The following is a 14,894-nucleotide window of genomic DNA, read 5'->3' as shown; positions in this document are numbered from 1 at the left end:
CTCCCTTGAAACAGTCGAATGACGGATGCGTTCACGGAGATTTAGGGCCGGTGACCGGGGACCGCCTGAGCATCACAATTTTCGATTGTGAAATCGCCTCCCTCATCTCATTCAACAGGGCATCGACCAGGCTTGCATATTCCAGCCGCCGCGCCTCTCTCAACGTGTCGGGCAGCTGTTCGACATGCTTCAAAGCCTGCGCCGCGGCAGCGAGATCCTCGCACATGCTGTGAAAGGCCTGGTTGACGTAGAATAGTCGCTGCACCAGCCTCGCCTGGTCGGGGAAATAAGCCTCTGCCGTTTCAAGGGCGGACGAATATGTCGAACCACTTTCTCCCGACGCCATCTCCCGCCCCCGCCGCAGAACTGCGCTCAGCAGATGTGAAAACTATATATCAGCCGCGCTGTCTGCAGACGTAAAATACGCGATCCTACGTTGTCCGGTTTCTGAACGGCGCTTCCCGCATCTTTCCCTGTGCCGCAGGCGATCTCGTCAGGCGGACCGCCTGCGAAGGTCTCGATAGAGATTACGCGATGCTACGGGCCTTTGGGCCGAAACGGGCCTACTATTTCCCTTTCGCTGGCGATGAACGGCTCGTGTAGACCACGCCGGAAGGGAGGGATCGTGTTTCTCGACTATTTTGCCTTGGGCGTACTGGTCTTCGTGGTGGTCACGCTTTTCTATGCCGTGATTGCCATTCACGACATTCCGCATCTGATGGCCAAGGCGCGGAACCATCCCCATCAGGATGCCATCCATGTTGCGGGATGGGTCAGCCTCTTCACGCTTCATGCCATCTGGCCGTTCCTGTTCATCTGGGCGACGCTTTACCGCGAAGACCGCGGCTGGGGCATCCGGCAGGACGGAAAGCTGTCGGCGGAAGTGGAAGCGAATGCGGAAATTGCGCGTCTGCACGCCCGGATCGCCGAGCTCGAGGCACAAACGCCGCAGCCGGAGAAGGAGACCGCCTGATGGATCTGCTCCTGATATTGACCTATGCCGCGATCTGCTGGACGATCTTCAAGATATTCAGGATCCCGGTGAACCAATGGACGCTCGCGACGGCCGTTCTCGGAGGGATATTCCTGATCTCCGCACTCCTGCTGCTGATGAGCTACAATCATCCCTATTCGAGCGACGGGCGCATCTATTTCACTTCCGCCCCGGTCATTCCCGTCGTCGGAGGCCAGGTCGTCGAGGTGCCGGTGACGCCGAATGTGCCCCTGAAGAAGGGCGACATCCTGTTTCGCATCGATCCTCGGCCGTACCAGTTTTCGGTCGATCAGAAGAAAGCCGCGCTCGCCGAAGCCGAGCAGTCCGTCCTGCAGTTGAAGGCGGCCATGGACGCTGCCGATGCGGCTGTCGTCGGCGCCGAAGCCTCCAGGGACAGGTCCTTGCAGGCTTTCGAAAAATTCCAGCAGTCGAATGAGAATGCAAAGTCGAGCGGCAGGGGTGCGGTCTTTTCCGAACTCGAGGTCGAAAACCGACGCGGCATCTACCTGACGTCGGAGGCCACGGTCGATACGGCCCGCGCGCAAGCGACGCAGGCAAAGCTCGCCTACGAGTCCGAGATCAACGGAACGAACCCGACGGTTGCAAGGCTGCAGGCCGAGTTGAACAATGCCCAGTACGAGCTGGACCAGACGGTCGTGCGGGCTCCGACCGACGGCTATGTCACCCAGGTCTTCCTCCGTCCCGGAATGATGGCCAATCCTCTGCCGCTGCGGCCGGTCATGGTCTTCATCGACAGCCAGGACCGCATGCTGGCGGCAGCCTTCATCCAGAATTCGCTGCAACGTGTTCGCGTCGGCGACGAGGCGGAGGTCTCCTTCAAAGCCGTGCCCGGCAAGATATTCAAGGCACGGGTGGGAGAGGTGATAGATGTCATGGCCCAGGGCCAACTGCAGCCGAGCGGCGCGCTGATCGACCCGCAATCGCCCGAACGCGTCTCGCCCGGACAGACGCTGGCGCGGATCGAGCTGCTCGAAAGCACCAAGGACTATCAACTGCCGGGCGGCGTGGTCGCGGACGTCGCGGTCTATACCCATCATTGGCACCACGTCGCCGTTCTGCGCAAGGTGCTGCTGCGCATGAGCAGCTGGATGAATTACGTGTTCCTCGAACACTGATGCATGTCAGCGGCAAAGGATAAGGAGCCAGCGGTGATAGGAAGTCTTCCGATGTTGCGGGGCTTGGCCGGCTTCAACAGAGACTGGCTTCGCAGTGACATTCCGGCCGGGCTGTCGATCGCCGCGGTCGGCTTGCCGAGCGCCATCGCCTATCCCGCCATCGCCGGCCTGCCGCCGGAGACAGGAATCTATGCCAGCATCGTGGCGCCCATCGCCTATGCGATCTTTGGCCCTTCCCGGATTTTGGTCGTCGGGCCCGATGCGGCGACCATGACCGTGCTGGCCGCCGCCATGGGCGCCATCATCGCCGCCGAACCCGGCACCGCAGGTGTCGACAGGATCGCCATCGCCTCGGCTCTTGCGCTTGGCGTCGGCGTCTTCTGCATCGCGGCGAAATTGCTGCGGCTCGGCGTTCTCGCAAGCTTTCTCTCCCGTCCCATTCTGGTGGGATTCTTCGCCGGCGTCTCGCTCTCCATCCTTGTCGGGCAGATCGGCCGCTTCACAGGGGTGAAGATCGAATCCGATGGATTGATCCCGCCGCTCGTCGAAATGCTCGCCAAGAGCAGCCTGATCCACTGGCCGTCGCTCCTCCTCGGCCTCGCCATGTTCGCCTTGTTGTGGGTCGTCCGGGCCTTCCGGTTCAAGGTGCCGGGCCCCGTTCTGGTGGTCGTTCTCTCGGTCGTCCTTTCGGCGATCTTCGATTTCCAAGGCCGCGGCATCGCAGTTGTCGGCGATATCCCGAGCGGACTGCCGAGCCTGTCCCTGCCTGCATTGTACCAGATGCCTATCGACAAGATCGTGCTCGGTTCGGCCGCGATCTTTCTGGTCAGCTTCGGCGCCGGCATCGTCGCGGCAAGGAGCTTCGGGTCGCGAACCGGCGAGGAGGTCGACGCCAATCAGGAATTGATCGGACTGGGCGCCGCCAATCTGGCGCCCGGCCTGTTCGGCTCGTTTCCTGTCAGCGTCTCGGATTCGCGAACTGCGATAAACCTGTCGACCGGCGGGGTCTCTCAGCTCGCGGGACTGGTCTCGGCCGCGACCCTGATTGCCGCGCTCGTCTTCCTTCACAGCGCCCTGCGGATCCTTCCCATTCCCGCCCTCGCCGCAATTCTCGCCACGGCGGCGATCAGCCTCATCGACATTCACGAACTGAAAAAGATCTGGCGCATCAGCCGCATGGAATTCATCTTTGCGCTGATCGCCATGTGGGGCGCCATCAGCTTCGGTGTTCTCAACGGCGTTATCGTCGCGGTGGCGGCGACGCTCGTCTACCTCCTGCGTCAGACGATGTTTCCCCGCGACGGCCTGCTTGGCCGTATCGAGGGACGGCACGGCTTTTTCGATCTTGCGCGCTTTCCCGAAGCTCGCCCCGTCGAGGGCGCGGCCGTCTTCGCCATCCAGGGCAGCATTCTGTTTTACAATGCCGATTATGTCCGCATGCGGCTGACCTCGGTGGCAAAGGCACTTCCTGCCGAAACCAGATGCCTCGTGCTCGATGCCAGCGCCGTCACCCATGTCGACAGCACCGGCGCAACGGCGCTCGACGCCGTGGCGGAGATCCTCGCAAGGCGCAATATCGTCTTTGCAATAACGGACCTCAGTGAAGAAAGCCGCGGCATCCTCGACCGCGCAGGCGTCATCAAGACGATCGGCGCCCACAATCTTTTCAACGGTCGAGACGAAGCGCTGAGAGCGCTGATCGGCAGTGTCGGCGAGACCGGCGCTGCTGCATCGGCAGGCAAACTATCATAGCCGCAAGGGAGGGAGAAAAATGGACGAGAATTACGAGCCCGCGCAGACGGATGGAGGGGCTGGCCACGTCGTAAAGGACAATAAGAAGAAAAAGAAATCATGGGATTACGACAAGGAAATCGAACGGCTGCAGGTGGAGTTGGCGCATTTGCAAGCCTGGATCAAGAAAGCCGGCTCGAGGGTGGTCATCATCTTCGAGGGACGGGATGCCGCCGGCAAAGGCGGCATGATCAAGCGCATAACGGAAAGGGTCAGTCCACGGGTCTTTCGCGTTGTGGCGCTGCCGGCACCGACCGACCGCGAAAAATCTCAGATCTACATGCAGCGCTATATCGCCCATCTGCCGGCGGCCGGAGAGATCGTCATATTCGACCGCAGCTGGTACAACCGCGCCGGCGTCGATCGCGTCATGGGATTCTGCAGTGAAAAGAAAGCGCAGCGCTTTCTTGAACTGGCGCCCCGCTTCGAGGCTGCAATCGTCGAAAGCGGCGTCATTCTGCTCAAATACTTCCTGACGGTCAGCGAGGAAGAGCAGGAACGTCGCTTCAGGCGCCGGATCGACGATCCGCGGCGACAGTGGAAGCTCAGCCCCATGGACGTCGAATCCTATCAACGCTGGTGGGACTACACACGCGCCTATGACGAAATGCTGCGGATGACCGACAGCAACCATGCTCCGTGGTGGGTGGTGCCCTCGGATGACAAGAAGCGCGGCCGGGTCAACTGCATCTCGCACATTCTGCAATCCATTCCCTATGAACGGGTGAAGTTCGACGCGCCCGATCTCGGCAAACGTCAGAAGCGGCCGGCGGATTTCCTGGAGGACCGCAGCGTCCGCCACGTCGTGCCGGATGCGAGGTCGTAAGACGGCCTTAGCCGGAGCATGGCGGACGGGATGCAGCGATGGAGAACACAGGCGAGACGGCGGCACAGGGAGCCGGGTCAGGGCAGATTTCGGTAGAGGCGAGAATAAGCGACCTCGTCCGGTTGGGCATCATCGGGGTTTTTGCCTATTGGACGATCGTTCTCATCGCTCCCTTTGCGCTGATCGTCATCTGGTCGGCCATCCTGGCGGTCGCGCTTTACCCGATATTCCAGGCGCTCTGCAGGCTGCTCGGAAACAGACCCGTCTTCGCGGCCATTGTCGTCGTCGTCTTTTGCCTCGTCCTGATCATTGCGCCGCTGGCCCTCGTTGCGGTCAATTTTGCCGACACGGCGCAGGCGTTGATCGGCACGTTGCGGGCGGGGAATTTCACGCTTCCCTCGGCGCCGGCCGCCATTCGGGAGTGGCCTGTCGTCGGCGAGCGGATCCACGACGCCTGGAATCAGATCGCAAGCGATCTGGCCGCCACCATCCTCAAGTTTCAGGCGCCCATTCGTGAAGTCACCGCCGTTATCGTTGCAAAGCTTGCCTCGATCGGCGGCGGTGTGTTGAGCTTTGTCGTTTCGATCATGCTGTCGGGTGTATTTCTTACGCGTTCGGCACGCCTGGCCGCGGCCGTGCAGGTGCTGGCAAACCGGGTCGCTGGCGAAAAGGGTGTCGGCTTTGCCAGGCTGGCGGGAGCCACGGTGCGAAACGTATCGCGGGGGGTTATCGGCGTTGCCTTCCTCCAGACACTGCTCTGCGGACTATGCTTTGCTTTCTTTGGCGTCCCGGCGCGCGGGGCGCTGACCTTCGTGATATTCATGTTTTGCCTGATGCAGCTGGGGCCCGGCCTCGTGCTCCTTCCCGTCGTCATCTGGTCGTGGTTCTCGTGGTCGCCCGCCGCTGCCTTTGCCTTTACCGCCATTGCCGTGCCCATCACGCTCATCGACAACATATTGAAGCCCGTGCTGATGGCGCGGGGCCTCTCGACCCCGATGCCGGTCATCCTGATCGGCGTCATCGGCGGCACACTTTCCCATGGGCTGCTGGGCTTATTTCTGGGGCCGGTCGTGCTCAGCGTCTTCTACGAGCTGCTGAGAGCCTGGGCCTGGCCTTCGGTCCCGACCGGCTCGGACAATAGCCCCGCCATGCTCGATGCCCTGCCGGAACGGATGGAACATACGCAATGACATGGTCAGCCCAGCGCGGCGGGGCTCACCGGTCCTTACAGTAGACGACAACCTCCTGCTCGATTTCGCGGCAGAGCTGTTCATACTCGCTGATCAGCCCCTCTTCCCTCGGGCTCCTATTTCGGAACCGCTCCAGCGCATCGACGGCAAGATCATAGGATTCGAACATTTCCGCGAGCGCCTCGCTGGTGATGCTCGCCAGCAGATGCCGGATATCGGGAAGTCGCAACATGAGTTTTCTGCGGCCGCGTTCTTGGCTCATGGATCAGCTCCGCATTCAAGGCGCCCCTGCAATGGATACGAAGTCACCAAGCCATCGGATCGTTCCCGTGAATCACGAATAAATGTGCGGATTTGGAAACCGGCCGCCCGAAACCCGCATCCGACGGGCCTAAACAGCTAGCTGCTGCCGTCTCGGTCCGTTGCGTTCAGGGCCTTTACAGTGATGGCTGCAATGACGCCGGTCAGCACGATCCCTGCAAAACCGATGAGCAAGGCCAGTATTCGTGCCGAAACATGTTTGGGCGTGAAGTCGCCGTAACCGATGGTCAGGCCCGTCACGAAGGTAAAATAAAGCGCTTCGTCGATCCGCCAGTCCTCGATGCGCCAAATTGCAAGGCCGGATGCCACCATGATCGACACGATGCCGGAAAGGATCGGCCAGATGACGCCAAGCTGCCTTGCGAGGGCGATGAAGAACAGCCGCCTCATTTTTTGCGTTTGCGGTTCGCCGCCTGAGGGCTCCGGTTTCGGAACGCCGGATGTCATCGCACTGCCGGAGGCAGGACGTACAGCGTTATCGCAAAAATCATATAGACCATCAGCACCAGGACGCCGACAAACCATGCCGATCGTCCGCTGTTGGTGACAAACATCGCAGTCACCGTCGCAAGGAACATCATCGTCACGGCGCCCGGCCAGAATTGCAGATCCATCGGTGACGGGCCGATCACGTAACTCATCAGGACCAGAACCGGAGCGACGAACAAGGCGATCTGGGACGCGCTCCCAAGCGCGATGCCGACGCTCAGATCGAGCCGGTTCTTGCGCGCCCCGGAAAACGCCGAGGCCATTTCGGCCGCGCCGCCGACCAGTGCGACGACGATGAAACCGACAAAGGCCGGCGTCATTCCGAAGGCTTCGGCCGCTTCCTGCACGGATTCGACGAAAATCTCGCTCACCAGCGCCACCAGGACGGTGACGCCCGCAAGCGTGCTGAGAGCAAGGCCGATCGGCCACGGCTCTTCGCCGGTCTCGGCATGTTCCGCCGAAGAGAAAAACTCCCGATGAGTCCGAAGCGTGAAAAACAGCCCCAGCCCATATCCGATGATCAGCAGGGCAGCCAGGCTGAGGCTGAGTGTTTGGGTGACTGGTGCGACGGATGCCGCGTCCAATTCGCCAAGCGCCGACGGCATCAGCAGGGCGATCGTGGCCAGGAAAAGCAGGCCGGCTTGAAGACGGGCGCTCGCCCGGTTGAATTCCTGAATGTGGTATTTCAACCCGCCAAGCAGAAACGAGGCGCCCAGCATGAACAGCGTGTTGGTGACGATCGCTCCGGCGATGGATGCCTTGACCAGCGTATATTGGCCGGCCTGCAGGGCGGCCAGCGCGATGACCAGTTCGGTCAGATTGCCGAGGGTCGCATTCAGCAGCCCGCCCGCGGCGTCACCCGTCTTGGCGGCAACGGATTCCGTCGCATGACTAAGCAAAGCGGCCAACGGCACGATCGCCAGCACCGACAGGACGAAAAGCGCCGTGTGGGCTTCGGGCAAGAGCGCCGCAGCCAAGAATACCACCGGCACGGCGGCCAGCAGCCAGAGTATCGGGCTATCGCGAATCTGTTTGAAAAGCAGGCTCAACCTTCACTCCCTGTGATCACCTGGATGGACTAAACTCGGCGGTGAGATCCTCGCATTCCTTATTCTGTGCGCCGCCTCACTCCGGAAGCGCCGTCTGCTGGAAGAAGGTGACGACCGCCTCGTCAGGCGGGCCAAACCAAGTTGTGAAGAACGCCCGGAAATCCGGTGCCGCATAGGTTTGGCTCAAGGCGCGATCGACGGCCAGGCGAAAATCCTCGTCCCCGCGCACCAGTTCGAGGCCAAGCGGTTCGTAGGTGAAATGACGCTCGAGGACGATGAGATTGCCGGAGCTGTCGCTGCGGGCGGCAGCATCCATCAGGATCGGCATGTCGCCGAAGAGCACCGCCGAGCTGCCGTCCAGAACACGCTCGATCCCCTGTTGATAATTGGTCACCGGCGTCGCCGTCGCCGCGAGCTGGAAGGTCTTGATCTTGTCGGATAGCCAGCCCTCGCTTGTCGAGCCCGCGATCGACGAGAACGTCTTGTGTTCGAGGATCGTGCGGGCCGGTGCGCCGCGCCAGACGGGCCGGCTCGATGGTTCGCCATATTGCAGAACCTCGCGCAATGCCAAGGGGGCGCTCGCACTGAGCAGCGCCCCGGTGCCGCTCGGGAAGATCGGCAGCGAGAACGAGACCTGCTGCCGGCGGCCGAGCGTGACCGGCTCCGCGGCGCAGACAAGGTCCGCCGTGCCGTCCTGTATGGCGCGCAGCTTGGCGTCACCCGAAAGGGGAACCCATTCCACATCGAGCTTCGACAGGTTCAACTGCGCTCTCAGGCTATCGGCGATCCTGTTGCAGAGCGCCACCGCATAGCCGTCGGGCTTGCCTTGGGCATCGAACGAAAACGGCCTTGCTTCCGGATCGTAGCCGAATTTCAGCGCGCTGCTCGTCCGGACGCGGTCGAGCGTCTGTGCCTGCGCGGGCAGCGCGGCGGCGCAGACGGCCGCTGCGGCGAGGACAGAGGCGGCGATTGCCGCCCGGCGACCATTTCTCTCTGACATATCTGGTCCTCCCTGTGTTACTCGCCCGGCGCCCGGTTCACGCTGTTGGCGAAACGCGGGGCGATGAGCCCGTAAATGATGAAACCGATCCCTGTGACGATCATGCCGCCGAGCACCGCATCCTTGCCGGAGGCGTAGATGGCGAAAACGCTGTAGGCCATGCCGACCATGGCGATGATGGCGTTCAGCCGGTATTTCGCCTGCGGCACGCGGGCACCCTTCATCATCACGAACAGCGAAGACAGCGCGATGATATAGGGCAGCACATTCGTCACCACGGCGAGATTGACGAGAGCAGAAAACTGCTCGCTCAAGGTCGGCGAAATGGTCATCAGTGCAAGCCCGGTCTGCACGATGCCGAGGATGATCATGCCGCTGACCGGTGCTCCCATCTCGTTGACCCGGGAAAATATCGACGGAAACATCTTCTCCTCGGCTGCAGTCTTCGCTGTCTGGGCGATAGTGAACTGCCAGCCCAGCAGCGAGCCGAGGCAGGCAAGCACCGCCAGCGCCATGACGATCGAACCGATGGTCGGATTGAACATCGTCGCATAGGCCAAGGCGAACGGCCCCGTGGAGGTGGCGAGATCGGCATTCGGTACGATGCCCTGAATGACCGTGGTCGACAGGATGTAGATGACGGCGGCGCCGAGCGTGCCGAACATGCAGGCGAGCGGCACGTCACGTTTCGGATTTTCGACGGCATCCGAATTCTGTGCGGCCGACTCCATGCCGAGGAAGGCCCAGAGCGTCAGCGAAATGCTCGACCCCATGCCCTGGGCCAGCGTCAGCCCTGTCGGATTCCAGGCGGCGCCGAAGGTGCTTGAGCTGAACCAGAGCCAGCCGATGAGCGACAGCAGCCCGACCGGAAGGATGACGCCCCACACGGTAATCGAACCGATGCGCCCGGTAATGCGCGGGCCGCCGAAATTGGCGGCCGTGGTCAGCCACAGCAGGATGATCAGCGCCACGCAGGTCATGATCGGGGTTGATGTCAGCACCGGAAAAAATCCGGCAAGATAGCCGACGGCGGAGATGCCGATGGCGACATTGCCGACGGCAAGCGAAAGGAAATACAGGAAGAACACCATGAAGTAGCCGTCTTTGCCGTAAGCATCCTCCGCATAGGCGGACATGCCGCCGGGACGCTGGTTGAACAGTCCGGCCTGGGCGAAGCCATAGGCGATCGCCATCGAACCGATGGCGGTCACGAGCCAGGAAAGCAGCGAGATCGCACCGACCTGGGCCATGTTGGCGGGCAGCATGATGATACCAGACCCCATCATGTTGACGGCGACGATGAAGGTGAGCTGCACCAGGTTCATCTTTTTCTTGGTCGTGGCCTCGGCCGCGAGATGCATCGTGTTGTCGGTCATGACGAAACCCTCCCTGCGTCTACTCGCGCACGACATATGTGTGGAATCGGATCCGCCCCTCGACCCTTTCCTGGAACACGCCCTGGACCTCGTAGTTGAAGCCCGGAAACCGGTTGAACGACTCTTCGAAGGCCAGGAAATAATCCCGCATCGGGCGTGCTCTCTCGTCCCAGCGCTCGCCGGGAACGATCACGCCGATGCCCGGCGGATAGATCAGCGCCAGCGTTGCCGAAATGCGGCCGGCAGCCTGCGTCAGAGGCACATAGTCGACATGGTTGGCGACCAGCGCTTCATAGGCCTGCTTGGGAGCAATGGCCGGTTCCGGAAAGCTCTCGGAGCGGAAGCAGAGGCGCTGCAGTTCCTTCACGCCGGCATCGCGATAGAAGGCGTGCATCTCATGGCAGACCTGACGGACCGTATAACCGGCATAGCGCTCGCGATTGGCCGCATAGACGGTCGGCAGCACTTCCTGCAGCGGCGCGTCCCGGTCCCAGAGATTTTTGAATTTGACCAGCTTGGCGACGAGCGTATTCAGCTTGCTCTCGTCCTCGGCCGGGGTCAGCAGGAACAGGAGACTGTTCAAGTCGCATTTTTCCGCCACCACCCGCTGCTCGCGCAGATAGTTGGCGACGACAGTCGCCGGGATGCCGAATTCGCGATAGCCGCCGGTCTTGCGGTCGATGCCGGGTGTCAGTATGGCCAGTTTGTTGGGGTCGACCATGGTGTAACCCGGTGCATACCCGGCATAGCCGTGCCACTTTGCCTGCGGATCGAACTGCCAGCATTGCTGCTCGCGTTTGAGCACATCCGTCGGGATATCCTCCCACCGCATGCCTTCGAGGTCGTCGGTATGTTTGGAGCCCGAAACGGTGACCTTGTCCGGCACGAAGGGATCGAAAAACCATTGTTCTTCCGGGCTTGCGGCTTTGGTCTCGTAATGATCCACGAAACCGCGCAACTTTTTGCGCACCTCGATCCCGAGCTCGATGCAGCGGTCCCAGAGCATCTCGCCAGCCTTGCCCTCATGCACCTTGGCATTGACATCCAGCGAGGCGAACAGCGGATAGAACGGAGAGGTCGAAACATGCATCAGCAGCGATTCATTGAAGCGCTTGTGTTCGACGAACCGGCGCTGGCCGCTGATATGGTCGTCTCGTTTGTGGATCTGCGACGCCTGGGAAAAGCCGGCGCCCTGCTTGTGCACCGACTGGGTTGAAAACAGGCCAGGCATGTCGGCCCGCAGGTCCTTGAGACGCATCGGGCTGCGGCCCTCGAAGAGCGGGTGGAAGGCATTGTAGCCGATCCAGGCCTCGTCCCAGAGGACGTAGTCGCAGAGATGGCCGATCTTCTCCATAACCTGGCTGACATTATAGATCGTGCCGTCATAGGTCGCGAGCTGGATGCAGGCGAGACGGAAGGGCCGGTCTGCCTTCGCACGGCTCTTGTCGGCGACGAGCGGATGTTCCTCGATCCTTCGCCGCAGCCAGCTTTCATCCCACGCCGCCCAGTCCACCGCGCCGATCATGCCGAAAGAATTGCGGGCCGTCGGCAGATAGATCGGGATGGCGCCTGCCTGAACAAGAGCGCCCTGATGCAGGGATTTATGATTGTTGCGGTCGAAGAGCACGAGATCGCCGCTGTGCAGCACCGCATTGGCAACCACCTTGTTGGAGGTGCTTGTTCCGTTGAGAATGAAATAGGTGCGGTCCGCGCCGAAGATGCGCGCCGCCTGTTTCTGGGCTTCGACGGCTGGACCTTCGTGGATCAGGAGGTCGCCGAGATCGACATCCGCGTTGCAGAGGTCGTTGCGGAAAATGCTCTCGCCGAAATATTTGAAGAACAGCTGGCCGGCCGGCGATTTCCGGTAGAACTGGCCGCCCTGATGGCCGGGGCAATCGAAGGCGGTATTCGCCTCGCCGTCATAGGCCATCATGCCGCCGAAGAACGGCGGCAGCAGTGACTTGCCGTAATTGACCGCGCTGGAGATGATCTGCTTGGCATAGAAAGTCGGCGTCTGCTGGCCGAGATAAACGAAGCCGTCGACCTCGCCGGCCATTTCGACGACGTCCATATCCTTGATGGTCAGCGTATCGGCCATTGCCCAGATCGGTGTACGCAAGCCGATATCCCTGACCGAGCGAAGGAAGCTGCGAGCCGCCGACAACTGGCCGCCTTCGACCGAGCCGATATAGGCGCCGACATCGGCATCCTCTGAGACATCGGCGGAATAGTCGCCCCGCAGTTCCACCTCGAAGCCCTGGTCGACGATCTGTGACACCAGTTCCTGAGCCTGCGAATTGTCGCGGTCGATGATCGCCACGATCTTCAGCATCTTGTGGAAGGGTATGGCGACCGTCGGAGACTTCACATCACGCGGGATCATTCCTGCTCCTCCCCTGCAATGCAATCGACGAGGTAGCGGCGTCCGCCGTTACCGGGCGCGAAGCGAAGGCCGTGAATATCCGTTTCGAAACCGGGGAATTTGCTGTCGAAGTCCCTGGAGTAAAGCAGGTAGTCCTGGATGGACTTCGTCGATTGCGTGATCCGTTCGCCCGGCATGATCAGCGGAATGCCCGGCGGATAGGGAACGATCATCACGGCGAGGATGCGGCTCATCAGATCGTCGATCTCGACGCTCTCGATCTTGCCCTTGACCAGCCGGTCATAGGCATCGGCGGGACGCAGCGCCATTTCGGGCAGCACCGTGTACATCTCGCGCTGCGCCTTCGGCACGTCGTCCTTGCGGTAGATCGCATGGATCTTTTCGCAGAGATCTCTCAATCCCACGCCCGCATAAGCTTCCGGATGGGCTGCGGCGAGCGCCGGCAGCGCCCGTGTCAATGGTGCATTGGCGTCGTAAAGATCCTTGAAATTGATGAGCTCGGTGACGAGCGTGCTCCACTTGCCGCGGGTAATGCCCATCGAGAAGAGAACAAGGAAGGAATAGAGCCCGGTCTTTTCGATCTCGATGCGCCGGGAGGAGAGGAATTTGGTGATGACCGCCGCCGGTATCCCGTGCTCGTCCATCGCTCCGCTGGCCGAAAGGCCGGGCGAAAGGATGGTGACCTTGATCGGGTCGACCATGACATGATTTTCGGCAAGCCCGGCAAAACCATGCCAGGCATCGCCAGGCTTCAGCACCCAGTCGGCATGGGTGTCGCTCGGCGTCTGCTCGGCAACCGTCGGCTCCCAGACGTCGAACCACCAACTGCCCTCGGTCTGTTTTCTCACGTTGTTCATCGCCCGGCGGAAGCTGATCGCCTCGTCGATCGTCTCCTGCACCAGCGCCCGCCCGGCCGGCTGCTCCATCATGGCAGCCGCGACATCGCAGGAGGCGATGATGCCGTATTGCGGCGAGGTCGAGGTGTGCATCATGAAGGCTTCGTTGAAGCGTGTGATGTCGAGCCGCTTGGTCTCGGCATGCTGGATGTGGATCATCGACGCCTGCGAAAGGGCGGCAAGCAGCTTGTGCGTCGAGTGCGTGGCAAAGGTAATGGCGTTTTGCGATCGTGCGGGCTGGTTCGACGAGATGCCGTGGAAACCATCATAAAATTCGTGGAAGTTGGCGTAGGCATACCAGGCTTCGTCGAAATGCAGCACCTCGACGGCGTCGCCGAGCGACGCCTTGATCGCATCGACATTGTAGCAAAGCCCGTCATAGGTCGAATTGGTGATGACCATCAGCCGGACCTTGCCGCTCGTCTGTCCGGCAAAGGGGCTGGCGGCAATCTTGCGGGCGATCGATTCGGGCGTGAACTGATCCTTCGAGATCGGACCGATAATGCCGAGCCCGTTGCGCGAAGGGATGAGATAGATCGGGGTGGCGCCCGTCATGATCAGCGAGTGCAGGATGGACTTGTGGCAGTTGCGGTCGCAGAGCACGAGATCGCCGCGTCCGACCATGCCGTGCCAGACGATCTTGTTGGCCGTCGACGTGCCGCCGACGACGAACAGCGTCTCGTCGGTGCCGAAGATGCGGGCCGCGTTGCGTTCGCTCTCGGCGATCGGCCCGACATGATCGAGCAGCGAGCCGACGCTGCCGACCGATACGGAGATGTCGGACCGCAGCGTGTTTTCGCCGAAGAACGTATAGAAGAGCTGGCCGACCGGGCTCTTGCGAAAGGCGGTACCGCCGCCGTGGCCGGGCGTGTGCCAGGAATAGGCGCCCTCAAGCGTGTAGTCCATCAGCGCCTTGAACATCGGCGGCGGCAGCCGGTCGAGATAGTTGCGAGCGGCCTGCGCAATGGCGCGGGCCATGAATTCCGCCGTATCCTCGAACAGCCGGAAGAAGGCATTGGCGTGGCGCAGCACCGTGGCGGGAACGTCTTCGGCGGTCGTATCGTCGCCGAAGAGGAAAATCGGCAGGCGGTCGTTCCTCTGCCGCTTTGCAGCCAGGACCTCTCCCAGGACCTGCCAGCGCGTTGTTCTGTCCTCGCTTCCGTCGACGGAGACCAGCCAGCAGGATTCGGTGTTGAAGATATGCACGAGGCGCCGCGCATCCTCGTAGGAAACGCCGGAGACGATCCGGAAGCCTTCCTTCTCGATTGCAGCCGCCAGATCGCGCATGCCGCGTCCGGCAGCACTCCTGCCGTCAAAATCCTCGTCGATAACGGCTATCGGAAATGCCATCTGGAATTCCATGCGTTCCTCCAGAAACCGAGGGTCGAAGGCCGTGGCCGCTTTGCAGCGACGCGCGTCTCAGCTGGAGGGATGGTACAGGAC

The 14,894-nt window shown here is 61.5% G+C and carries 13 protein-coding genes; 5 read left to right on the top strand and 8 right to left on the bottom strand.

Annotated elements, in window-relative coordinates:
- Positions 1-31: 31 nt before the first annotated feature.
- Positions 32-346: a hypothetical protein gene (locus tag ATY75_RS02610; protein WP_088936357.1), complete on the bottom strand. Its 315-nt coding sequence runs from the start codon at positions 344-346 to the stop codon at positions 32-34.
- A gap of 279 nt (positions 347-625) precedes the next feature.
- Between ATY75_RS02610 and ATY75_RS02605 the strand changes: the two genes are divergently transcribed.
- Genes ATY75_RS02605 through ATY75_RS02585 form a run of 5 tightly spaced genes read left to right on the top strand, consistent with a single transcriptional unit; the run spans position 626 to position 5,937 of the window.
- Positions 626-973 carry a DUF3302 domain-containing protein gene (locus ATY75_RS02605; protein WP_064835600.1) on the top strand — a complete coding sequence of 116 codons (348 nt, stop codon included), beginning with the start codon at positions 626-628 and terminating at the stop codon, positions 971-973.
- A complete protein-coding gene (locus ATY75_RS02600) occupies positions 973-2,130 on the top strand; it encodes an HlyD family secretion protein (RefSeq protein WP_088936356.1) in 1,158 nt (385 codons plus the stop codon). The genes ATY75_RS02605 and ATY75_RS02600 overlap by 1 nt, the downstream gene beginning before the upstream one ends.
- 51 nt (positions 2,131-2,181) lie before the next feature.
- Positions 2,182-3,882, top strand: a complete 1,701-nt coding sequence (locus ATY75_RS02595) for a SulP family inorganic anion transporter (protein ID WP_245317530.1) — start codon at positions 2,182-2,184, stop codon at positions 3,880-3,882.
- A 19-nt stretch (positions 3,883-3,901) separates the two neighbouring features.
- Positions 3,902-4,747 (top strand): polyphosphate kinase 2, encoded by an 846-nt coding sequence (ppk2, locus tag ATY75_RS02590; protein WP_088936355.1) that lies wholly within the window; start codon positions 3,902-3,904, stop codon positions 4,745-4,747.
- A 38-nt stretch (positions 4,748-4,785) separates the two neighbouring features.
- Positions 4,786-5,937, top strand: a complete 1,152-nt coding sequence (locus tag ATY75_RS02585) for an AI-2E family transporter (protein WP_088936354.1) — start codon at positions 4,786-4,788, stop codon at positions 5,935-5,937.
- 25 nt (positions 5,938-5,962) lie between these two features.
- On the opposite strand, the gene ATY75_RS02580 is transcribed toward ATY75_RS02585, so the two are convergent.
- The 7 genes from ATY75_RS02580 to ATY75_RS02550 form a co-directional block, all read right to left on the bottom strand.
- A complete protein-coding gene (locus ATY75_RS02580) occupies positions 5,963-6,199 on the bottom strand; it encodes a hypothetical protein (RefSeq protein ID WP_088936353.1) in 237 nt (78 codons plus the stop codon).
- 137 nt (positions 6,200-6,336) lie between these two features.
- Entirely contained in the window at positions 6,337-6,648 is a 312-nt protein-coding gene (locus ATY75_RS02575) for a potassium channel family protein (RefSeq protein ID WP_190241305.1), read from the bottom strand.
- Between the two features lie 53 nt (positions 6,649-6,701).
- Positions 6,702-7,796: a calcium/proton exchanger gene (gene cax, locus ATY75_RS02570; protein ID WP_088936351.1), complete on the bottom strand. Its 1,095-nt coding sequence runs from the start codon at positions 7,794-7,796 to the stop codon at positions 6,702-6,704.
- 76 nt (positions 7,797-7,872) lie between these two features.
- Positions 7,873-8,796: an amino acid ABC transporter substrate-binding protein gene (locus ATY75_RS02565; protein ID WP_088936350.1), complete on the bottom strand. Its 924-nt coding sequence runs from the start codon at positions 8,794-8,796 to the stop codon at positions 7,873-7,875.
- Positions 8,797-8,813: 17 nt separating this feature from the next.
- A complete protein-coding gene (gene potE, locus ATY75_RS02560) occupies positions 8,814-10,172 on the bottom strand; it encodes a putrescine-ornithine antiporter (RefSeq protein WP_088936349.1) in 1,359 nt (452 codons plus the stop codon).
- A 19-nt stretch (positions 10,173-10,191) separates the two neighbouring features.
- Positions 10,192-12,555: an ornithine decarboxylase gene (gene speC, locus ATY75_RS02555; RefSeq protein WP_088936348.1), complete on the bottom strand. Its 2,364-nt coding sequence runs from the start codon at positions 12,553-12,555 to the stop codon at positions 10,192-10,194.
- Positions 12,552-14,813, bottom strand: coding sequence for an arginine/lysine/ornithine decarboxylase (locus ATY75_RS02550; protein WP_088936347.1), 2,262 nt, complete (start codon positions 14,811-14,813; stop codon positions 12,552-12,554). Before ATY75_RS02550 ends, speC begins: the two co-directional genes overlap by 4 nt.
- Between the last annotated feature and the right edge of the window lie 81 nt (positions 14,814-14,894).

The sequence above is a fragment of the Rhizobium sp. N122 genome, from assembly GCF_002211295.1.
Taxonomy (GTDB): Bacteria; Pseudomonadota; Alphaproteobacteria; order Rhizobiales; family Rhizobiaceae; genus Rhizobium.
The sequence above is the reverse complement of the archived record's forward strand: the minus strand, read 5'-3'. Positions and strand labels throughout refer to the sequence as shown.

What these genes read in the sequence shown, in the direction of transcription:
- ATY75_RS02565 (WP_088936350.1), bottom strand. Translation starts at nt 8,796, where the DNA reads ATGTCAGAGAGAAATGGTCGCCGGGCGGCAATCGCCGCCTCTGTCCTC.
- ATY75_RS02580 (WP_088936353.1), bottom strand. Translation starts at nt 6,199, where the DNA reads ATGAGCCAAGAACGCGGCCGCAGAAAACTCATGTTGCGACTTCCCGAT.
- potE (WP_088936349.1), bottom strand. Translation starts at nt 10,172, where the DNA reads ATGACCGACAACACGATGCATCTCGCGGCCGAGGCCACGACCAAGAAA.
- ATY75_RS02585 (WP_088936354.1), top strand. Translation starts at nt 4,786, where the DNA reads ATGGAGAACACAGGCGAGACGGCGGCACAGGGAGCCGGGTCAGGGCAG.
- ATY75_RS02600 (WP_088936356.1), top strand. Translation starts at nt 973, where the DNA reads ATGGATCTGCTCCTGATATTGACCTATGCCGCGATCTGCTGGACGATC.
- ATY75_RS02575 (WP_190241305.1), bottom strand. Translation starts at nt 6,648, where the DNA reads ATGAGGCGGCTGTTCTTCATCGCCCTCGCAAGGCAGCTTGGCGTCATC.
- speC (WP_088936348.1), bottom strand. Translation starts at nt 12,555, where the DNA reads ATGATCCCGCGTGATGTGAAGTCTCCGACGGTCGCCATACCCTTCCAC.
- ppk2 (WP_088936355.1), top strand. Translation starts at nt 3,902, where the DNA reads ATGGACGAGAATTACGAGCCCGCGCAGACGGATGGAGGGGCTGGCCAC.
- ATY75_RS02595 (WP_245317530.1), top strand. Translation starts at nt 2,182, where the DNA reads ATGTTGCGGGGCTTGGCCGGCTTCAACAGAGACTGGCTTCGCAGTGAC.
- ATY75_RS02610 (WP_088936357.1), bottom strand. Translation starts at nt 346, where the DNA reads ATGGCGTCGGGAGAAAGTGGTTCGACATATTCGTCCGCCCTTGAAACG.
- ATY75_RS02550 (WP_088936347.1), bottom strand. Translation starts at nt 14,813, where the DNA reads ATGGAATTCCAGATGGCATTTCCGATAGCCGTTATCGACGAGGATTTT.